Consider the following 20,744-nt stretch of genomic DNA (forward strand, 5'->3'; position numbering starts at 1 on the left):
CGGCGCGCTGCTCCGTTCGGAGTCTCAGTCCAGGTCGGCGAGGGCCTTGCGCGCGGCTTCTAGTTCGGCTTCGAGTGCGGCGACCTTGGCGGCCTGCTGAAAGCGCGCCGCTTCGATCACCTCATCGATAGGGGTGGAGAGGTCCTCGTGCAGTTCCTTGGCCGCGCGGGAGACGGCGGCGGCCGCGACCGCGAGGTTACGGGCCAGGTATGTCGTGCCCTGCTTGAGCTCGGCGCGCCATTCGCCGTCGGCGGTACCGGTGACAGTGAGGGTCAACTCGAGAGTCTTGGTCTTCTTGCCGGGCGCCTTCTTGGCCGGAGCCTTCTTGGGTTTCTCCTCGGCAGGAGCGGCGGGCACGGTGCTCTCGATAGAACGAACCAAGTTGTGGGGTGTGTCGGAGTCGGTGGACGGCGCTTCTGCTGTCAGAGTGTCTAGTGTCATCGTTGCGGCGATCTCCTTCTGAACATTGCCCGCTGAGAGCGAGCCGGCACTGTGAGTCCATTAGAACATACGTTCGACCTTCGATGTCAACTTGCCAGCTGATGTCGGCATGAAGATGAGAAACGCCGACTGACGTTCTGTGCCAGCGAGGAAGCCCTATCTGATTGGGCCCGTTGGGTTTTCGTCCGCTGAACCGCCGGCGCCTACGCTGACCGGAGTCTCGTCGGCATGCCGTGCCGGAGCCGGCCACGGCGACGGCACAGGCCTGTTCCGCACCCGTTGAGGCCACCAGAACCACCGGCCCATCATGGCCGCGATCGACGGTGTCATGAATGACCGGATCACCAGCGTGTCGAAGAGCAGGCCGAGCCCGATCGTCGTGCCCACCTGCCCGGCCACCACCAGGTCGCTGACCACCATCGTCATCATGGTGAACGCGAACACCAAGCCGGCAGACGTCACCACCGCACCGGTACCCGCCATCGACCGAATGATCCCGGTGTTGATTCCGGCGTGGATTTCCTCTTTGAACCGAGACACCAACAACAGGTTGTAATCGGAGCCGACCGCCAACAGGATGATCACCGACATCGCCAGCACGAGCCAGTGCAACGGCTTACCGAGGACGTGTTCCCAGATGAGCACGGATAGCCCGAACGACGTACCCAGTGACAACAGCACTGTCCCGACGATGACCGCTGCGGCCATCACCGCGCGAGTGAGCAACAGCATGATGATGAAAATCAAGCAGAGCGAGGCTATTCCGGCGATCAGCAGGTCCCAGTTCGCGCCCTCCTGCATGTCCTTGTAGGTCGACGCGGTACCCGCCAGGTAGATCTTCGAGCCTTCCAGCGGCGTGCCCTTGATGGCCTCGAACGCGGCAGTCTTGATCTGGGGGATCAGTGCGATGCCTTCAGGGGTCGCGGGATCGGCCTCGTGGGAGATGATGAACCGCACGGACTTTCCGTCCGGCGACACGAACATCTTCAGGCCCCGTTTGAAGTCCGCGTTGTCGAAGACTTCCGGCGGCAGATAGAACGAGTCGTCGTTCTTCGACGTATCGAAGGCCTCGCCCATCGCCGTCGAGTTCTCCTGCATGGCCTTCGTCTGGTCCTGCTGGCTCTTCTGGCTCTGATACATCGTCAGCGTGATGTGCTGCATGCTCCGCATCGTCTCGATCTGTGACGGCATAATCGCGACCAGCTGTGGCAGCAGCGTGTCCAGGCGCTCCAAGTCGGGCAGCAAGTTCTGGATGTCGTCGGTCAGCGTGTCGATGCCGTCGAGCGTGTCGAACACGGAGCGGATAGACCAGCAGATGGGGATGTCGAAGCAGTGCGGTTCCCAGTAGAAGTAGTTACGCAGCGGACGGAAGAAATCGTCGAAATCGGCGATGTGGTCCCGTAATTCCTGGATGTCGACGGTCATGCCCTTGATCTTGGCGACCATACTGTGCGTGGTCGCCGCCATCTGGACGGTGACGTTCTGCATCTTCTCCAGGGCGTCGATGGAGGTCTGCATGTCATTGGCCTGCGTCAGCATGTTGGCCATGACCCTGTCCATATAGTCCTGATTCATCTGCTGGGTGGTGCCCTGCGCACCGATCAGGAAGGGAATCGAGGTGTGCTCGATCGGAACCCCTCGCGGCCGGGTGATCGCCTGCACCCTTCCAACCCCCGGAGTGTGGGCGATGGCCCTGGCGATTCTCTCGATCACCAGCATGTCCGCCGGGTTGCGGACATCCTGGTTGGTCTCGACCATCAGCAACTCCGGGTTCATCCGGGCCTGCGGGAAATGCCGGTCTGCGGCCGCGTAGCCGACGTTGGCGGGAATATCCGGCGGAAGATAATTGCGGTCGAAGTAGCCGGGCTTGTATGACGGCAGCGCCAACAGTCCGACCAGCGCGAGAGCAACGGATGCGGCGAGGATCGGTGCGGGCCAACGCACTACGGCGGTGCCGACGCGCCGCCAGGTGCGCGTGTCCGTCTTGCGCTTCGGGTCGAACAGACCGAACCGGCTGCAGATCGTCAGCAGGGCGGGCGCCATCGTCAGCGCGGCGACGGTTGCGACGAGCATGCCGATCGCCAGCGGAATACCCAACGACTCAAAGTACGGCAGCCTTGTGAAGTGCAGGCAGAACGTCGCACCCGCGATGGTCAAACCCGAACCCAGAATGACGTGGGCGGTGCCGTGATACATGGTGTAGAAGGCGGTTTCGCGATCCTCGCCGTTGTTGCGCGCTTCGTGATAGCGCCCGAGCAAGAAGATCGCATAGTCAGTACTTGCTGCGATCGCCAGCGTGGTGAGCAGATTGACCGCGAACGTCGACAACCCGATCAAGTTGTAATAGCCAAGGGCGGCAACGATTCCCCGCGCCGCCGATAGTTCGATGAACATCATCACCAGGACGAGTAACACGGTGACGATGGACCGGTAGACGAGCAACAGCATGATGAAGATCACGCCCATGGTGATCGCGGTGATCAGCTTGACGCTCTTGTCGCCGGCGTGGTGCTGGTCGTTCGACAGCGGCGTAGGGCCGGTGACGTAAGCCTTGACTCCCGGTGGCGGGGTCGACTTGTCGATGATCTCTCGCACGGCTTGCACTGATTCGTTCGCCAGGCTTTCGCCCTGGTTGCCCGCCAGGTAGACCTGGACGTTGGCGGCCTTGCCGTCGGCGCTTTGGGCTCCCGAGGCGGTCAGCGGGTCACCCCAGAAGTCCTGGACGTGCTGGACGTGTTTTGTGTCCGCCTCGAGCTTGTCGATCAGCCCGTCGTAGTACTTGTGCGCGGCGTCGCCGAGCGGCTGGTCACCCTCGAGGACGATCATCGCCGAGCTGTTGGAGTTGAACTCCTGGAAATCGTGGCCGATGCGCTGCATCGCCTGCATCGACGGTGCGTCCTTCGGGGCAAACGAGACCGCGTGCGCCTCACCGACCACTTCCAGCTGCGGGACGATGATGTTGACGAGCACCACGAGCGCGATCCAGCCCAAGAAGATCGGCACGCAGAAGAGCCGGATGAAGCGCGGGATCATCGGGTGCGCACCGACGTGTGTGTTGCTCATGCCGACGTCACCGGTCCCGGCTGCGCGCGCTGCGACGACGGCAGTTCGAAGCGTGCGAGGCAGCGGTCGATGAACGCCGCGGCCTCGTCGTGGCCGCGAGTGATGCCCAGTGCCTGTTCGTGGCGGACGACGCGGGTCAGGCTGCCCATGATCATCGAGATGACGACCGGAGGGAACTCCGCGATGTCGATGCCACGGGCCTTCAGGGCCAGGGTCAGCGCACCCTCTTCCAAGTCGCGGAAACGCATTGCGTACGAGACGATTTCGCTGCGGATCGCCTTGCGATGATTGGCCATCGCGAGGAACTCGGTAAACAATTGCGCGTTTTGTGCGCTGTTGAGCTGCCACAACGCATGCAGCGGTTCCGCCGCGGCGAGCGCCTGACGCTGGCGTTGCAGGTTGCTCTCGGCCTTGTCGCGCAGCACGGCCACAAACAGGTCTTCCATGCTCGGGAAGTAGTAGTGCACCAGGGCCGGCTTGACGCCGGCTTCTGCCGCCACCCGTCGCGACGTCGCCGCCGCGTACCCCTCATCGAGCATGATTTGGGCAGTTGCCTCGATCAGGGCTTCCCGCGTCGCCTCCCGGCCGACCCTGGACCGCTCGTCAGCTACCGTGCTGGACATGCAGGCACACTAACTGTTGAGCGACTGCCCAACAAGCGTTCTTGATCGATACGTCGCCGTGGGCCGGGGTACCTAGGCCTTCCCGTTGCGTTCGCGGTGCTTGCACCCGGGCCAGCAGCAAGGACGGCGCATGCCCTCCTCCAGTTCTTCCTGGGTCCGGCGGATGCGGCGCTCCCGGGTCTTCTCTTGTTTGGCGTCCTCGACCCAGCAGATGAACTCGTTACGAGCCAACGGCGTGATGTCTTTCCAGGCAGCGAGTGCCGTGTCGTTCCCGATCAGCGCCGTGCGCAGGTCCGCAGGAAGTTTGTGCACCACCCCGCCGGGGACTCGCTGGCTGCTCACGGGGTCAGAGTAACCCGAGGCCGGCCGCTCACACCGTCGCGACGATCAGGTGTTCGGCACCAGGCGGGCGCAGGCCGTCGGTGCGCCGGGCGAAGTAACGAGCAGTGAGATCGTCCGGGCTGACGTGCTGCACCGAGGAGAAGCCCGCGGTGAGGCACATGTCAGAAATCTCGTCGGGTGCGTAGTGACTGATAAACGGTGTGCCCGAGTTCGCCGCCGCAGCTTCTACCGATTCCTGCATCGGCCGCTCGGCGGAGTCGACCAGGCCGAGCGGCAGCATGAACGTCATGGCGAACACCGAACCCGGGGCCCACGCAGCAACCTGCCGCAGGGTCGCTTCCGTGGCTTCCTTGGTCAGGTACATGCTGACGCCCGCCGACGAGACCACCGCCGGGCGATCGGCGTCGAAGCCGTTGGCCCTCAACGCATCCGGAAAAGCTTCGCCGCGTTCGAAGTCGACGGGGACAAACTGCAGATTATCGCCGGGCGGGTAGCCGATCTCGGTGAGCCTGCGCCGTTTCCATTCCTGGGTGCCGGGCTGGTCCACTTCGAAGATCCGCACCGCGACTTCAGGATGACGCTGAGCGAAGGTGTCCAGCCCGGCGCCGAGAATGACGTACTGGCTCACGCTGGAGGCGGCGCGCTCGACAACGAGATCGTCCAAATAGCGGGCGCGCGCCACGATCGAGGCGCGAAACGCGCGGGTGCCGTCGGGATCCATGTCGCCGCGCGACCGCCAGTCCGGATCGGGATCGGCAAGCTGCACGCCGATGGTGTCGTCGAGCACGTGTGGTGGGGCATCGAGTTCGACGTGCAGGGCGCGCCACAGCGCCACCCGCACCGCCGTGCTGTCCGGTGTTGCGGTCGCCGGGTTCATTGCCCGGTCTTTCGGGGCGCCTCCAGCTTCCATTCGCGGCCGTCGGGATCGCGAACGGTCATAAGCCGTGTGCCCCAATGGGTGTCCTCCCACGGGCTGACGATCTCGACCGACGCGTCGAGTTCGAACGCATCGGCGTCGGCCACCCCCAGCACGATGTGCCGCCGGGTCGGGTCGGTCTTGGGTACTTCGGCGATGAACAAGTAGGGGCCATCGCCGCGGCGAAGCTGGCCGGAATTGTGGTCGGTCGCGAACTCGATCTCGTAGCCCAGTCCCTGAAAGAACTTGGCCGACTTGCCCCAGTTGTGGGTCTCTAGGAATACCGCCTCGATGCCCTCGGTCGCCATATTCAGCTCTCCTTCGTCGATTGCTTGCCGTTGGCGTCGAGGTAGGCCTGCAGCGCATCGGCCACCAGCGCAGACAGGGATGACTCTGTCTCGATCGCATGGTGTTTGACCCGCCTGATCAAGCCCACCGGCAGGTACACGTTGAACTGCTTGACGTCCTCGTCGCCCACAACCGCGATGCTAGCATGCTAGTAACCTAGCGCAAGGGCGCCCCGGTACCCGACATGTTGGGGACGGGCCCAACGAAATGAGGTAGTCCGCTACTCAAGCCGGCCCGCGCTGACGCTGCGTACGTTCGCTTCACCACGTCAGACCGAATAAGGAGGGGAAGTCGGAATGACCACCGGTGCACAACCCATAAGCCAGGCGTCGACAATTCCGACCGCGAAGGTCGCGGCAGGCGGCGCAGCTGGCGCCGTCACAGTGGTGCTGGTCTACGTCCTCGGGCTGTTCCATCTTCCGGTGACGCCCGAGCTGGGATCTGCGGTCACAGTGATCTTTTCGTTCGTGACCAGCTATCTGATAAAGGATCAGGCCGGGGCTAATACCCGGTCCACCGACACCAAGGCAAGCTGACCAGACGCAAAGGGCCCCGAACACGCGGCGTGTCGGAGCCCTTTGCGTCTGCTCGCGCTATCACGTCTCCGCGCGCTCGTGCGAATCCTCCATGACCGTGCGCCCGATCTCGGCGTAGGCGTCCGGCTTGGCGAACCGCATCCACAACGCGTAGCCCAAGCCAACGAGGAACACCGCGAGGATGACGTAGGGGCCCGCCTTGAACACCAACGAGTTGGCGGCATAGCCCGCCGCGAACGCGCGGTTGTCCCACAGCGTCCAGACCACGTACAGCATCGCGATGCCGCCGAGCAGCGGAGCGATCAACGTGGTGATCACGTTGCCCGGGTGCGTCTTGCGCGCCCAGAAGTACGAGATCACCGCGGCCGAGCAGATCGCCTGCACCAACAGGATTGCCGCCGTGCCGATCAGGGCCAGTAGCCCGTACATGTTGACGTAAGGCACCAGCGCGGGCGTATCGACGGGCGTGCCGTTGGAATCGGGCACCTGCACCGTCGTGAAGAAAAAGAACAACACCACCAGCACGAGCGTGATCACGCTCTGAATCGCCGAGGCGATGTGCGGCGAGCCGTGCTTGAGGTGCGTGGCACCGACCGTGGAACGCATTGTCTCCGAAGGCACTTCCCTGCCAAGGGCGTAAAGGTAGCGCGATGCGGCGTTGTGGAACGCCATCGCGCAGGCGAACGACCCGATAACCAGCAGGATTTTGTAGACGTCGAGCAGAAGTCCGCCGAGATTGGACTTCACCAACCCGAAGAACAGGTCCAGCGGCGAGGCACTGATCGACGCCTCGACCGACGCCTTGGCTCCGTTGCCTGCCAGCACCATCGCCGAGATGAACGTGTAAAACAGGCCAAGACCGACAACCGCGATCAGTGTGGCCCGGGGAATGATCTTCTTCGGGTTGCGCGACTCCTCGCCGTACACCGCCGTCGTCTCGAACCCGACCCAGGACCAGAACGCGAAGAACAAACCGATCGCCATCGAGCCCGCCGCGGCCGCCGTACCGAATGCGCCTGCGGGCAGGCTCTCGAACGCGTGGTTGAGCAGCACGGTCTTGTCGAGCATCAAGCCGTCGGGACCGCCACCCTTGACGATGACCGAAAAGGCAAGCACCAGAAGGATGATCACTTCGGACACCAGAGTGAAACCAAGGATCGCCGCGGTGAGGCTGATGTCGAAATGGCACAACACGCCGATGATCACGACGGCGCCTACCGCGAATGTCAGCCACGGAATGTCAACCCCCGCAATGGTGTTCACCGCGTCGTTGGCGAAGTAAGCGCAACCGCCGATCAGCGAACCCTCGAAGATCACATAGGCGAACGTCGCGAGCAGGCCGCTTGCCATGCCCCAGATCTGCCCGAGCCCGTGGGAGATGAAGCCGTAGAACGCGCCCGTCGTGGTGATGTGCTTGGCCATCGCCACGTAGCCCAACGCGAACAAGGTCAGCGCGATCGTCGCGAACAGGAAGCCCGCCGGAGCGCCGAGCCCGTTGCCGAACCCGACCGCGATCGGCACGTTGCCGGTCATCGCGGTGATCGGCGCTGCGTTGGCGACGGCCATGAAGATGACCGCAACGATGCCGATCGCGCCCTTCTTCAGGCCTGCCGACGGCGCGGCGGTGGACTCAACGGCTGCGGATTCAGTTGTCACCGCGGGCCTCCTGGTTCGGATAAGAGTGTCTGAGTGGCCCGCGACACTGCAGTCCGCAGTGAGCCTCGCACCCGTAGGCCGACTCGACAACCGGAGGACACCTGGCTGTAACAAACGGCTGCGAAGCGTCCCGCGGGCGCCAGGAATGGCGATGAACGCGCGATGAATGACCGACGAACTGTGTAGCCCGCTCTGGCGCGGCCACTGCACAGCAACGACACTTGCTGCGTGACCACCACGTCGCTTCTGAGCTCGATCCTGAATTGGCTGCGCGCGGGCTACCCCGAAGGTGTGCCCGGCCCCGACCGCGTGCCCCTGTTGGCGTTGCTCCGCAGCACTCCGCTGACCGAAGACCAGATCAAAGAGGTGGTGCGCAACATCACCGCCGACGGCTCGACGGCCCTTGTCGACGGTGAGATCCACGAGGACGAGATCGAGGCGTTCATCTCCGACGTCACGCACCATGACGCCGGCGCCGAGAACGTCAAGCGGGTTGCCGCCAAGCTGGCCGCGGCCGGGTGGCCGCTGGCCGGCGTGGACGACTCGACGGTTTAGCCGCGCAGCGACGAGGTGTCGATGACGAACCGATACCTCACGTCGCTGGCCAGTACCCGCTCGTATGCCTCGTTAATGTAGTCGGGTTCGATGACTTCGATCTCGGGGAGCACGTCGTGCTCGGCGCAGAAGTCCAGCATCTCCTGCGTTTCGGCGATGCCGCCGATCAACGAGCCCGAGATGCTGCGCCGTCCCATGATCAAGGATCCCGCGGGCACGCTCATCGGATGCTCGGGCATGCCCAGTTCGACCAGGGTGCCGTCGATGTTGAGCAACTCCAGATAGGCCCCCAGGTCGAGATTGGCCGAGACCGTGTTGAGGATCAGATCGAATGAGCCGGCAAGCTTGGTGAAGGTTTCCGGGTCGGCGGTGGCGTAGTACTCATTCGCACCGAGGCGAAGCCCGTCTTCCATCTTCTTCAGCGACTGGCTCAGCACTGTCACGTCGGCGCCCATCGCGACGGCCAGCTTCACGGCCAGGTGCCCGAGGCCGCCGAGGCCGATGACCGCGACCCGCTTACCGGGTCCGGCGTTCCAATGATGCAGCGGTGAATAGGTGGTGATGCCTGCGCAGAGCAGCGGTGCCGCGGCGTCCAGCGGCATGCTGTCGGGAATGCGCAGCACGTAGTTTTCGTCGACGACGATCGCGCCGCTGTAGCCGCCTTGTGTCGGCTGGCCGTCGCGGCCAACTCCGTTGTAGGTGCCGACCATGCCGGGATTCGTGCAGTACTGCTCCTCTCCGGCCCGGCACTGCGCGCACTCGCGACAGGAGTCGACGAAGCAGCCGACGCCGACGCGGTCGCCGACCTTGTACTTGGTGACCTGCGGGCCGACCGCGGTCACGATGCCCGCGATTTCGTGGCCCGGCACCATCGGGTACTGGACCTGACCCCACTCGCCCTTGACGGTGTGGATGTCGGAGTGGCAGATGCCGGCGAAGTGAATATCGAAGGCCACGTCGTGCGGCCCGACCTCGCGGCGGGTGATGGTGGTTTTGGAAAGCGGTTCGGTCGCCGACGGTGCGGCGTAAGCGGTAACAGTGCTCATGGCAGCCTTCTAAATCGTGTGATGGCTATGCGGAATCTGCCGCGACACTGCGGCCCACGCGAACACAACGGCCGATGCGGCGGCCGTCATTCCCGGTTCGAGCTGTGAGTTAGACCCTAAAGGCCGGGCGCGCGGTATGCCCCGTTGAACGTCAGGCGCTCGTATCGGCCCACCCCGGCCCGGGTGTACGGGTCGCGGGCGACGATGTCGTCGGCGTCCTCGCCGCTCATGTCGGTGGTGATCAGCATGCCGCCGGAGTTGTCCTCCTGGCGGCCGGCAAGCAGTAAGCGGCCGGCGTCGATCTCGGCTTTGAGGAATTCCAGATGCGCGGGACGGGTCTGCTCGACGACGTCGGGCGGCTGCAGGTACGTCGACTTCAGCACGTGGAACACGACTGTCACCCTAGTTGATCACGGACAGCGCCCATCAATATCTGTCACATGACAGACACACGCGACCCGCGTTGTTAACGAGGTGCGCGTGATCGGTTACACGAGGGCAACCAGCGCGAGCCCGAAATCAAGAAAACTGTCACTCGATAGAAATCAACCCTATATGACGGTGCCGCGAAGCAGGGAGCCCTGTGACCAGCGATGTGAAGTCCACGACCGCGACCACCGCGGGCGCCAAGGCGCATGCCCGCGCGCAGCACGGACGCGCTGCCGATCTGATGCGTCACGTTCCGGCATCCTCCAGTCCCACCGCGCCAGACGACGTGCCCGCTGAGCAACTCGTATGGTCGGAAACCGTTGCGCCAGGCGGATATACGACCGCCGTGCTGGCCCGCGGAACTCGCATCCGGCTCACCGACCCCGACGGTGATGCGTGCGCACACCTGCTGCTGCATCGTGCCGACGGGCCTCACGAGCGTCTGAATGTCGCTGACACGGTGAAGGTTCCGTGGCAGGCCTACATCGGCGCAGGGCATCCGCTGCTGAGCGGCTTCGGTCGTGTGCTTGCGACCGTGGTCGCTGACACGTCGGCTGCACATGACGCGCTCGCGGGTACCACTACCCGGGCGGGCAACGAGGCGAAGTACGGCGCGGCGGCGCCGGAATCGCCGTCGCCTGCCGGCAGGGAACTGTTCCTGCTCGGTGCGCTCAAACACGGTCTCGGACAACGTGATCTTGCACCTTCGGTGTCGTTCTTCAAAGGTGTGCGCGTTTCACCCGACGGATCCCTGCAATGGGAGGGATCGGCGGGCCCGGGTTTGACGGTCGACCTCCTGCTGCACGTCGATGCGATCGTCCTGCTCGCGAACACCTCACACCCGTTGGACCCCAGACCGGAGTTCACGTGCTCCCCGCTTCGAGTGCATGCCTGGCCTGCCGCACCCGACCTCGATGCACTGACCGCCGGAGAACTGATCGGGCCGCTGGGTCCCGAACATCGCCAGGCAGTTGCCAATACCGATGCCGACCTCGCCGCCCGAGGAGTCCTGTGACCGTGCCCGCGCTCGTTCCTGGCGCCGTTGTGCTCGACCAGACCGTCGCGGCGCGCGCCCCATGGTCCGCGATTGTCGCCAAGGGCGATGTCCTCACCATCGTCGACCTCGCAGGCAATCAGGCCGTCGACTGTCTGCTCTACGCCGCGGCCGACACCTCGGTGAGGTACTCCGCCCCGGAGACCATTGCGCGACAAGGCCGTATCGCGCTCACCACGGGATCGGTGCTTCGCGCAGACACCGGGCAGGCCTTGATGACGGTCGTCGACGACGAGGTGGGCGTGCACGACACACTCGGGGGCGCATGCTCGAAAGAGTCGAACACCCTGCGCTACGGGCAGCACACCCGCGCGCAACACGGATGCATGGAGAACTTCCTCATCGAGGGTGCCCGATATGGACTCGGCGCGCGAGATCTGGCCAGCAACATCAACTGGTTCATGAACGTGCCCGTCGACCCGGACGGCGCATTGGGCATCGTCGACGGTCTGTCAGCACCGGGCAAGCGGATCGCACTGCGCGCCGACATCGACACATTGGTCCTGGTGTCCAACTGCCCGCAGATCAACAACCCCTGCAACGCTTTTAACCCGACGCCGGTCCGCATGATCGTCACCCGCCCGGGTGATGCGGGATGACCGATACCGTTCTCGTCGCCAACCGCGGCGAGATCGCCGTTCGCTTGGTGCGCGCCGCCCGGCTCCTGGGTCTGCGCACCGTTGCCGTGTTCTCCGACGCCGACCGGGGTGCACCGCATGTGCGGCTCGCCGACGAGGCCGTGCGCCTCGGCCCCGCCGCGCCAGGTGAAAGCTACCTGCGGGCAGACGCGATCATCGACGCGGCGACGGCGACGGGTGCGCACCTCATTCATCCCGGATACGGATTCCTCTCGGAGGACGCCGATTTCGCCGAATACGTCGAGCGTGCGGGTCTGACGTTCGTCGGCCCGACGCCGAATCAGCTGCGTGTGTTCGGCACCAAACACACCGCCCGTGCCGCGGCGGTGGCTGCCGACGTACCGGTGTTTCCCGGTTCCGAGCTGCTCGACAGCGCGGCCGAGGCGGTCGCCGCGGCCAATGCGATCGGGTATCCCGTGATGCTGAAGGCGACGGGCGGGGGTGGTGGGATCGGCATGCAGGTCTGCCGCGACGCCGGCGAGCTGCGGGTGGCCTTCGATCGGGTGACGCGGCTGGCCGAGCGCAGCTTCGGGTCGGCGGGCGTTTTCGTGGAGCGGTTCGTCGAGCATGCCCGCCACGTCGAGGTCCAGATCTTCGGTGACGGGACGGGCCGCGTCGTATCCCTCGGTGACCGCGACTGCTCGCTGCAACGCCGCAACCAGAAGGTCATCGAGGAGGCGCCCGCGCCGAACCTGCCCGACGACCTTCGGACGCAACTGCATTCGTCGTCGCGAGCATTGGCGGCATCGGTTTCCTACCGCTCGGCGGGGACCGTGGAGTTCATCTACGATCCAAGCCGACGGGAGGCCTCCTTCCTGGAGGTCAACGCGCGTCTGCAGGTCGAGCATCCGGTGACCGAGGCGGTCACGGGTATTGACTTGGCCGGCTGGATGTTTCGGCTTGCGCGTGGCGAGCGCGACATGCTGGCCCCGTATCTGACGTCCAACGAGGTGCCGGTTCGTGGCCATGCGGTCGAGGCACGCGTCTACGCAGAGGATCCATCGCGCGACTACCGACCGAGCACGGGAACGTTGACCGCCGTGGCATTCCCTGACGACGAACGCGTTCGCGTTGACACCTGGGTAGAGCTGGGCACCGAGGTCTCGGCGTCTTATGACCCGCTGCTAGCCAAGGTGATCGCCGCGGGTGAGCACCGCGACGAGGCATTCGATCGGCTCGGCCACGCGCTGGACGCGACCGTCCTGCACGGCATCGAGGTCAACGTCGGCATGCTGCGCGCCGCCGTCGAGCGTTCCGATGTGCGGGCGGCGACGCACAGCACCTCGACGCTCGCGAGTGTCGTCGACCCGAGACCGCGGATCACCGTCGAGCGGGCAGGTCTGCTGACCACCGTTCAGGATCTGCCCGGTCGGGTCGGGCTTTGGGATGTCGGCGTTCCGCCCAGTGGACCGATGGACGATCTGTCGTTTCGGCTCGGCAATCGGGCGTTGGGCAACCCGCACGGCGCGCCGGGACTCGAGTGCACCGCGTCGGGGCCCGCGCTGCGCATGACCCACCCGACAACGGTCTGCGTTACCGGCGCTGAATGCCTTGTCACAGTGGATGGTTCACCCGTGCCGATGTGGGAGCCCGTCGAAGTCCCGGCGGGCTCTGTGCTCGACGTTGGCGCCGCCGAGACGACCGGCCTGCGAACGTATGTGCTCGTCGAGGGCGGATTCGACGTACCTGCATATCTCGGCAGCGCTTCGACATTCACGCTGGGCCGCTTCGGAGGCCACGGCGGCCGCCAGTTGGTCGTCGGTGACGTGCTGCGTGCAACGCCACCGACCGGCGGCGAAAAGCGACCGGAACCGGTGCCCGCGGAACTACGCCCGACGATGCCATCGGACTGGGAGCTGGCGGTCACCGAAGGTCCGCACGGCGCACCGGAGTTCTTCACCCGCGCCGATATCGAAACGCTTTCGCACGCCAGTTACCGCGTGCATTTCAATTCGGCCCGCACCGGCGTCCGGCTCGACGGCCCGCGACCGGAATGGGCCCGGCCCGACGGGGGAGACGCGGGGCTGCACCCGTCGAACATCCACGACACTGCGTATGCCGTTGGGGCGCTCGACTTCACCGGTGACACCCCGATCCTGCTCGGGCCCGACGGGCCGAGCCTCGGCGGGTTCGTGTGCCCGGTGACGGTCGTCGCCGCCGAGCGGTGGAAGCTCGGTCAGCTGCGGCCGGGTGACACGGTGCGGTTTGTGCCGATCCGCGTGTCCGACGCGCAGTCGCCCAGCGACGTCGGAATCGCCCGGCGCGCCGCGTCTTCCGTGCCGCGAACCGGCGGCGACGGGGACGACGGGGTGCTGGCGCGGCGATCGGCTGACGGCCGCCTTGCGGTCACGTATCGCCGCAACGGCGACGACAACGTGCTTGTCGAGTACGGCGACATGGTGCTCGACCTGGCGCTGCGGGCACGCGTCCATGCGCTGCACCGCCGGCTTGCCGCCGAACGCGTCAACGGAATCCTCGACCTGACACCGGGTATTCGCTCACTCCAGATACACGTGGACCCCGACCGGCTGCCGATCGACCGGCTGCTCGGCCTGCTGTTCGAACTGGAGGACGAGCTACCCGCGTCATCCGACCTCGTGGTGCCCAGCCGGTCGGTCCGGCTGCCGCTGTCCTGGGACGACCCGGCGACCCGAGAGGCCATCGCCCGCTACATGTCCGGTGTCCGCGACGACGCACCGTGGTGCCCGTCGAACATCGAATTCATCCGCCGCATCAACGGTTTGGTGGCTCAGAACGATGTGATGGACATCGTGTTCTCCGCCGAGTACCTGACCCTTGGCCTCGGCGACGTGTATCTCGGCGCGCCGGTCGCCACGCCGCTCGATCCGAGGCACCGTCTGGTGACGACGAAGTACAACCCCGCCCGCACGTGGACCGCCGAGAACTCCGTCGGTATCGGCGGCGCGTATCTGTGCATCTACGGAATGGAGGGCCCGGGCGGTTACCAGTTCGTCGGGCGCACGACGCAGGTGTGGAGCCGCTACCGGCACACGGCGCCGTTCGAGCCGGGCAGTCCGTGGCTGTTGCGATTCTTCGACCGCATCTCGTGGTATCCGGTGTCGGCCGACGAATTGCTCGAGCTGCGAGCCGATCTCGCCGCCGGACGCGGCGCGGTTGACATCACCGAGGGCACCTTTTCGCTGGCCGAGCACGAACGCTTCCTGGCGGACAATGCCGCATCGATCGCGGACTTCCGCGCCCGGCAGGGCGCGGCATTCGCCGCAGAGCGCGCCGCATGGGCGGCAGCAGGCGAATTCGACCGCGCCGAGCGGGCCCAGTCGAGGGTCACGGCGGTGACCGCCGACCTCGTCCTCGACGAGGGTGCGCAACGCGTGGACGCGCCGTTCGCGTCGAGTGTGTGGAAGGTCGACGTCGAGGTCGGCGAGCGCGTGGTGGCCGGGCAGTCGTTGTTGGCGCTGGAGGCGATGAAGATGGAGACCGTGGTGACAGCTCCGACCGATGGCATCGTCACGCACGTGCTCGTCGAGGCGGGCCATCAGGTGGACACGGGCGCGCCTCTGGTGGTCGTCGGACCCGACGGCGGTGGGCAGGACGCGGAGGGTATTCCGGCATGACGGCGGTCGAGCGAGTGCGGGCGGCATACGCCGCGATCGACGCCGTCGAGCGTCCCGAGATCTGGATCTTCCTGCGTCCCTTGGCCGATGCGCTCAGCGATGCCGCGGGCGTCGACGCCGCAGTCGAAGCGGGCGCCGAGTTGCCGCTGGCCGGGCTGACCGCGGCGGTCAAGAACAATGTCGACGTCGCGGGTGTGCCCACCACCGCGGCGTGCCCGGCGTACGCATCGACTCCCGCAGCAGCGGATGCGCCCGTCGTGGCGCGCTTGCGTGCGGCGGGCGCCGTCGTCATCGGCGCCACGAACCTCGATCAGTTCGCGACCGGCCTCGTCGGTGCCCGCAGCCCGTACGGCGCCGTGCGCGACGCGAGGCGGCCCGACCGCATCTCCGGTGGTTCGAGCGCGGGTTCCGCAGTGGCGGTGGCGCTCGGCCTGGTGGACATCGCCGTCGGCACCGACACCGCCGGATCAGGTCGGGTACCCGCGGCCCTGCAGGGCATCGTCGGGATCAAACCGACACTCGGTGTGGTGCCCACCGACGGCGTCGTTCCCGCATGCCGCTCCTATGACTGTGTGACGGTGTTCGCCCGCGATCTCGACACCGCCGACGCGGCGATCGGGGTGATGGCCGGCGGCGGCCGGCCATTTCCGAACGATGCTCCGCTCGCCGCGCCCGAGCAGCCCGTGGTCGCGGTGCCCCGCGAGCTGCCGGCCCTTTCCGATGAGTGGCAGGCCGCCTTCCGCAGCGCATGTGACCGCCTCACGAATCACGGTGTGGCGCTGAGGGAAATCGACCTCGAACCGTTCCTCGATGCAGCGCGGCTACTGTACGACGGCGCGCTGGTGGCCGAACGACACGAAGCGGTAGGCGCTTTCGTCGATGCGCATCGAGATGACGTCGATCCGACTGTGGGAGCGATCATCTCTGCGGCGGGGGCGGTGAACGCGACCGCTCTGTTGCGCGATCGGGTACGACTCGCCGAGCTCACCGCAACGGCACTCGCCGAACTCGGCGACTGCGACGCGCTTCTCATTCCGACGACCACCGAGCACCCGACGATCGCGGACGTGGCACGCGAACCGATCGCCGTGAATTCCCGGCTGGGCACCTACACCAACTTCTGCAACCTCATGGACCTCTGCGCGGTCGCCGTGCCGTCGGGTACCGCCGGTGACGACCAGTTCGGGGTATCGGTCCTCGCGCGATCCGGTGCCGACGCGGTCGCGTTCGACATCGCGCGACTCGTCATGCAGCCACCGGCCTCGGTGGCGCTGCCCGGCACCACCGACGCGCAATCCCCGGAATTGCCATGGCCGGCACGCGCAGGCCATTCGGTCACACCGCTGCTCGTCGTGGGTGCGCACCTGCGCGGTCAGCCACTGGCCTGGCAGCTGACCGACCGCGGCGCACGCTGGCTGGGGCCGGTGCACACGGCGCCGCTGTACCGGCTTGCCCGACTGAACACCACGCCACCAAAGCCCGGCCTGGTACGCGTCGGTCCTGACGAGGGTACGGCGATCGGTGGCGAGCTGTGGCTGCTCAGCACCGCGATGCTGGGTGATCTGTTGGCGTCGCTTCCGGCTCCGATGGCCCTGGGTCGCGTCACGCTCTCGGACGGCAGCGAAGTCGTGGGGTTCGGATGTGCACTGGACGCATGGCGTGACGGCGAGGACATCTCCGACTACGGCGATTGGCCGACCTATCTGGAATCCACTGCGGCGTCGGCACATTCGGATATTGCGCGCGTGTAACGGTCGACCTCGTCGCGGCTGCGCTCGCGCACCGGTGGGATTGCGTTGTCGGGGATACCCAGCACGCGCAGGCAGGCGTCGGCCACGTGGACGGGCAGCGCGGAACGCTCAGGGCCGGGCGGCACCGACCACATGTTCACCAGCGACTCGACCAGGCGGAAGGGGAAGTCGGCCGCGGCCTCGTGGACACCGGTCTGGTCGATGACGGCTCGGCTCAGCGCCAGGTAGTGCAGTCGCAGCCGCTCGCGGTCCGACCAGAACGGTTCCAACCCGGCGTCACGTAGTTCGGGCAGTAGATACAGCGCGCCCAAATTCCAACGCCCGCTGAGCAATTGGTCACCGTCAAAGTTTGCCAGCGCATGGAGGTGTTCGGCTGCCGTCAACGCGGGTTCGGCACCGAGCAGACTGGGGATGAACGACAGCGTGGGGGCCACCGTCTGGCTCAGCAGGGCGCAAAGGATGTCGTCTTTGGTCTTGAAGTAGTGGTACAGCGACGCCTGACGGATACCCACCGAGTCTGCGATGCTCCTCGTCGACGTCCCGGTATAGCCCATCGTGGTAAACAATTCACCTGCGGCGTCGAGGATTTCGTCACGCGCAGTGCTTCCAGGACGCCGCTGAACGTGCAGACGTGGGCGTCCGGCCCTGGCGAGCGACATGCTCTCATCGTGGACCATCCAGGCCGTCCAGCGGTAGCCCTGGCTTTTCTGTCACACGATAGAAACGCGCGATACGCATCGGTTACCTATGCCGTCGATTAGTTACGCCAGCGACACCCACCGGGCTCCTACCCCGTGAAAACTGTCAACTGACAGGCCAGCGAGCACACCGTCGTGCTGCGGCATCGCGATAACGGACTTCGGGAGTGCTCGGATGGTCACTGCGGCTTCTGCAGTCGATGCACCCACGGTGCACGCCGCGGTGCCGCCAACACCGGAGTACGTCGCGACCGTCGGCGACCTTCGAGTCACATTTCGCCGCAATGGGTCTGATGTCGCCGCGTTACGCGGCGTATCGCTCGCGATCGCTCCCGGTGAGATCCTCGGACTGGTCGGCGAATCCGGCTCCGGTAAGAGTGTCCTCGGGTTCACGCTGCTGGGACTGCTGCCAAAGCACGCAAAGATCGATGGCACCGTCCGCGTCGCCGGAGCCGACATGGTCAACGGTGAGCCCAAGGCATTGCGCAAGGTTCGCCGGCTCGACCTGGGTGCGGTCTTCCAGGACCCGATGACCTCGCTGAACCCGACCATGCGGATCGGCCAGCAGGTCACCGAGGCCGCGGGAAGCACCGACGAGGCGCTGCGCCTGCTCACCGCCGTTGGCATCCCCGATCCCAAGCGGCGGATGCGCGCGTTTCCGCACGAACTATCCGGCGGCCTGCGACAACGCGTGATGATCGCGATGGCGGTCGCCGGCAACCCGGAACTGATCATCGCCGACGAACCGACGACGGCGCTTGACGTCACGGTGCAGGCCCAGGTGCTGCGCTTGTTGCGGCGTCTGCGTGACGAGATCGGCTGCAGCATCGTGCTGATCACCCATGACCTCGGCGTCGCCGCCCAGATCTCGGACCGCATCGCCGTGCTGTACGCAGGCCGCATCGCCGAGATCGGTCCCACCGCGGACGTACTCGGCATGCCCGCACACCCGTACACCCACGGATTGCTCCGCTCCCGGCTGACCCTGGACACGGCGCGCGACCGCAAGCTCGCAGCGCTTGCCGGTTCGGTGCCCAGTCCCACTGCGCCGCTGCCGGGGTGCGCCTTCGTACCGCGCTGTGCGCTCGCCATCGACGACTGCGCCAAGACTCCGCCGGATCCCATCGCCGTCGCACCGGGCCGCGTCAGCGCGTGCATCCGCCCCCTCGACGACGTCGCCGGCGAGCTCGGAATCGCGTCGACCAACACCGCAGAACCCTTCGCGGCCGCGGACCCCGACGACGAGGAACAACCGCCGTCGGTGGTGTGCAAGAACGTGACGAAGACGTTCACGGTCGCGCGGCGCTGGCTGGACCGGTCCTCGGACAACCACGGCAAATTGCAGGCACTGCGCGGAGTTTCGCTGCAAGTCGGGCACGGCGAGTCGGTGGCATTGGTCGGGGAGAGTGGATCGGGCAAGTCGACGCTGTTGCGCATCATCGCGGGTCTGGAGAAGCCCTCGACCGGGTCCGTCGACCTTGCCGACAATCCCGGCCCGCAGATGGTGTTCCAGGATGCGGGCGCCTCACTGACGCCGTGGCTGTCGGTCGGTGAGCTCATCGACGAACGGCTGCGCGGGAATTCGATGTCACGTGCGCAGCGCCGCGCCGCGGTGGTCGAGGTGCTCGAACGCGTCGGGTTGCCCGCCGAGGTCGCGAAGTCGCGCGCAGGTCAGCTGTCCGGCGGTCAACGGCAGCGTGTCTCGTTGGCCCGCGCCACGGTCGTGCCGCCGTCAGTGCTGCTGTGCGACGAGCCGACGAGTGCCTTGGACGTATCGCTGGCTGCGTCGGTGCTGAACCTCATCGGCGATCTGCGCCGCAGCCTGGACATGTCGGTCGTCTTCGTGACCCATGACCTGTCCGTAGCCCGTGTGATCGCCGACAGGATCGCTGTCATGTACTTGGGCCGCATCGTCGAGATCGGTCCCGCCGAGCGCGTAATCGGTGAACCCGCCCATCCGTACACCCAGGCGCTCGTCGACTCAATCCCTGACCTCGGCCGCGAATCCGGTGTGCTGGCAGGCGAACCGGCGAGTCCGCTGTCACCTCCGAGTGGCTGTGCATTCCACCCGCGCTGCCCGATCTCGATCGATACGTGTAGCGGCGCCGAACTCGACGTCCGTCTCGAGGGTTCGCCCGGCAACCCACACCAAGTGGCATGCATCGAAAGACGAGCGGTCTGATGGCCATCGCAATACCCACCGCCCCCCTTGTCCGCGGACGCGAACGGCGACTCCTCGCGCTGCCGGGATCCAGCTCGACGATCGTGACCTGGATCGGTGTCTCGCTGGCGATCGTGGTAACCCTGATCGCGATCGCCGTGCCGCTTCTGGCGCCGCACGACCCACTGATACCGGTCGGGATGCCGCTGCAAGCGCCGGGCAAGAGCGGCTTCCTGCTCGGCTCCGACAGCATCGGCCGCGACATCTTTTCCCGCGTGCTCTACGGCGCTCGCGCAAGCTGGTTCGCCGCACTCGTCGTGGTCGCGATCGGCCTGCTCATCGGAGGGTTGGTCGGGCTCATCGCCGGCGCAACTGGCGGGTGGGTCGACTCGGTGTTGATGCGCATCACGGACGGGTTCCTGTCGCTGCCCGCACCCGTCTTGGCCATCGCAGTGGTCGCGGCGCTGGGCCCCGGCTTCGTCCACACGTTGATCGCGGTGTCGATCGTGTGGTGGCCGTTCTACGCGCGGCTGGTGCGCGGCGAGGTCGCACGGCTCGCCGCACGGCCACACATCGAAGCCGCAAAACTCGCTGGGGTGGGCCGGATTCGGTTGGCATGGCGTCATCTGCTGCCCGGCGCGGTACCCAACGCGTTGGTCGCCGCCAGCCTCGACATCGGCACGCTGATCCTCACCCTGGCGGCGCTGTCGTTCCTCGGTCTCGGCCAATCGGCGCCCGCCCCTGAGCTGGGCGCCGACACCGCACGCAACTTGACGTACTTCCTTCAGCAGTGGTGGGTCCCGGTGATGCCCGGTCTCGCCGTGCTCGTCCTTGCCTTGGTCGCCAACATCGCAGGCGATTGCCTGCGCAGCCTGATGAAGACGAGCTAGG

At 66.0% G+C, this 20,744-nt stretch carries 19 protein-coding genes; 8 read left to right on the forward strand and 11 right to left on the reverse strand.

Features of this window, described 5'->3' with window-relative positions; translation table 11 throughout:
* Window positions 1-24 precede the first annotated feature (24 nt).
* The 7 genes from ACWW36_RS18015 to ACWW36_RS18045 all read right to left on the reverse strand — a co-directional run bounded on the left by ACWW36_RS18015 (window position 25) and on the right by ACWW36_RS18045 (window position 5,863).
* Window positions 25-441 carry a DUF6319 family protein gene (locus ACWW36_RS18015; protein WP_456137347.1) on the reverse strand — a complete coding sequence of 139 codons (417 nt, stop codon included), beginning with the start codon at window positions 439-441 and terminating at the stop codon, window positions 25-27.
* A gap of 156 nt (window positions 442-597) precedes the next feature.
* Window positions 598-3,504 carry an MMPL/RND family transporter gene (locus ACWW36_RS18020; RefSeq protein WP_456137348.1) on the reverse strand — a complete coding sequence of 969 codons (2,907 nt, stop codon included), beginning with the start codon at window positions 3,502-3,504 and terminating at the stop codon, window positions 598-600.
* The gene (locus tag ACWW36_RS18025; protein WP_456137349.1) at window positions 3,501-4,127 is read right to left on the reverse strand and encodes a TetR/AcrR family transcriptional regulator; all 627 of its coding nucleotides are present in this window, start codon (window positions 4,125-4,127) and stop codon (window positions 3,501-3,503) included. Before ACWW36_RS18025 ends, ACWW36_RS18020 begins: the two co-directional genes overlap by 4 nt.
* Window positions 4,128-4,199: 72 nt before the next feature.
* On the reverse strand, window positions 4,200-4,469 hold the full coding sequence (locus ACWW36_RS18030; protein ID WP_456137350.1) for a YdeI/OmpD-associated family protein: 270 nt from the start codon (window positions 4,467-4,469) through the stop codon (window positions 4,200-4,202).
* Window positions 4,470-4,497: 28 nt separating this feature from the next.
* On the reverse strand, window positions 4,498-5,346 hold the full coding sequence (locus tag ACWW36_RS18035; protein WP_456137351.1) for a class I SAM-dependent methyltransferase: 849 nt from the start codon (window positions 5,344-5,346) through the stop codon (window positions 4,498-4,500).
* The gene (locus ACWW36_RS18040; RefSeq protein WP_456137352.1) at window positions 5,343-5,693 is read right to left on the reverse strand and encodes a VOC family protein; all 351 of its coding nucleotides are present in this window, start codon (window positions 5,691-5,693) and stop codon (window positions 5,343-5,345) included. Before ACWW36_RS18040 ends, ACWW36_RS18035 begins: the two co-directional genes overlap by 4 nt.
* A gap of 2 nt (window positions 5,694-5,695) precedes the next feature.
* Window positions 5,696-5,863 carry a ribbon-helix-helix domain-containing protein gene (locus ACWW36_RS18045; RefSeq protein WP_456137353.1) on the reverse strand — a complete coding sequence of 56 codons (168 nt, stop codon included), beginning with the start codon at window positions 5,861-5,863 and terminating at the stop codon, window positions 5,696-5,698.
* Window positions 5,864-6,029: 166 nt separating this feature from the next.
* On the opposite strand from ACWW36_RS18045, the gene ACWW36_RS18050 reads away from it, so the two are divergent.
* On the forward strand, window positions 6,030-6,269 hold the full coding sequence (locus tag ACWW36_RS18050) for a hypothetical protein (protein WP_456137354.1): 240 nt from the start codon (window positions 6,030-6,032) through the stop codon (window positions 6,267-6,269).
* 60 nt (window positions 6,270-6,329) lie between these two features.
* Here ACWW36_RS18050 and ACWW36_RS18055 read toward each other — a convergent pair whose 3' ends face one another.
* Window positions 6,330-7,925 carry an APC family permease gene (locus tag ACWW36_RS18055; RefSeq protein ID WP_456137355.1) on the reverse strand — a complete coding sequence of 532 codons (1,596 nt, stop codon included), beginning with the start codon at window positions 7,923-7,925 and terminating at the stop codon, window positions 6,330-6,332.
* Window positions 7,926-8,153: 228 nt separating this feature from the next.
* Between ACWW36_RS18055 and ACWW36_RS18060 the strand changes: the two genes are divergently transcribed.
* On the forward strand, window positions 8,154-8,480 hold the full coding sequence (locus tag ACWW36_RS18060) for a DUF3349 domain-containing protein (protein WP_456137356.1): 327 nt from the start codon (window positions 8,154-8,156) through the stop codon (window positions 8,478-8,480).
* Here ACWW36_RS18060 and ACWW36_RS18065 read toward each other — a convergent pair.
* Both ACWW36_RS18065 and ACWW36_RS18070 read right to left on the reverse strand, forming a co-directional pair.
* Window positions 8,477-9,526 (reverse strand): NAD(P)-dependent alcohol dehydrogenase, encoded by a 1,050-nt coding sequence (locus tag ACWW36_RS18065; protein WP_456137357.1) that lies wholly within the window; start codon window positions 9,524-9,526, stop codon window positions 8,477-8,479. The two genes, ACWW36_RS18060 and ACWW36_RS18065, sit on opposite strands and share 4 nt — an antisense overlap.
* Before the next feature lie 116 nt (window positions 9,527-9,642).
* Window positions 9,643-9,918 carry a YciI family protein gene (locus ACWW36_RS18070; RefSeq protein WP_456137358.1) on the reverse strand — a complete coding sequence of 92 codons (276 nt, stop codon included), beginning with the start codon at window positions 9,916-9,918 and terminating at the stop codon, window positions 9,643-9,645.
* Between the two features lie 191 nt (window positions 9,919-10,109).
* Between ACWW36_RS18070 and ACWW36_RS18075 the strand changes: the two genes are divergently transcribed.
* Genes ACWW36_RS18075 through atzF form a run of 4 tightly spaced genes read left to right on the forward strand, consistent with a single transcriptional unit; the run spans window position 10,110 to window position 16,994 of the window.
* Window positions 10,110-10,970, forward strand: coding sequence for an urea amidolyase associated protein UAAP1 (locus ACWW36_RS18075; RefSeq protein ID WP_456137359.1), 861 nt, complete (start codon window positions 10,110-10,112; stop codon window positions 10,968-10,970).
* A gap of 2 nt (window positions 10,971-10,972) precedes the next feature.
* A complete protein-coding gene (locus tag ACWW36_RS18080; RefSeq protein ID WP_456142539.1) occupies window positions 10,973-11,608 on the forward strand; it encodes an urea amidolyase associated protein UAAP2 in 636 nt (211 codons plus the stop codon).
* Window positions 11,605-15,243, forward strand: coding sequence for an urea carboxylase (gene uca / locus ACWW36_RS18085; RefSeq protein WP_456137360.1), 3,639 nt, complete (start codon window positions 11,605-11,607; stop codon window positions 15,241-15,243). The genes ACWW36_RS18080 and uca overlap by 4 nt, the downstream gene beginning before the upstream one ends.
* Window positions 15,240-16,994 carry an allophanate hydrolase gene (gene atzF, locus ACWW36_RS18090; protein ID WP_456137361.1) on the forward strand — a complete coding sequence of 585 codons (1,755 nt, stop codon included), beginning with the start codon at window positions 15,240-15,242 and terminating at the stop codon, window positions 16,992-16,994. The genes uca and atzF overlap by 4 nt, the downstream gene beginning before the upstream one ends.
* Here the strand turns inward: atzF and ACWW36_RS18095 are convergent.
* Window positions 16,943-17,653, reverse strand: coding sequence for a TetR/AcrR family transcriptional regulator (locus tag ACWW36_RS18095; protein ID WP_456137362.1), 711 nt, complete (start codon window positions 17,651-17,653; stop codon window positions 16,943-16,945). The two genes, atzF and ACWW36_RS18095, sit on opposite strands and share 52 nt — an antisense overlap.
* A 214-nt stretch (window positions 17,654-17,867) precedes the next feature.
* Between ACWW36_RS18095 and ACWW36_RS18100 the strand changes: the two genes are divergently transcribed.
* Both ACWW36_RS18100 and ACWW36_RS18105 read left to right on the forward strand, forming a co-directional pair.
* Window positions 17,868-19,874 carry a dipeptide ABC transporter ATP-binding protein gene (locus ACWW36_RS18100; RefSeq protein WP_456137363.1) on the forward strand — a complete coding sequence of 669 codons (2,007 nt, stop codon included), beginning with the start codon at window positions 17,868-17,870 and terminating at the stop codon, window positions 19,872-19,874.
* Complete coding sequence (locus ACWW36_RS18105) at window positions 19,874-20,743, forward strand: ABC transporter permease (protein ID WP_456137364.1); 870 nt, start codon at window positions 19,874-19,876, stop codon at window positions 20,741-20,743. The genes ACWW36_RS18100 and ACWW36_RS18105 overlap by 1 nt, the downstream gene beginning before the upstream one ends.
* Window position 20,744 lies beyond the last annotated feature (1 nt).

It is taken from the genome of Mycobacterium sp. MMS18-G62, assembly GCF_053877835.1.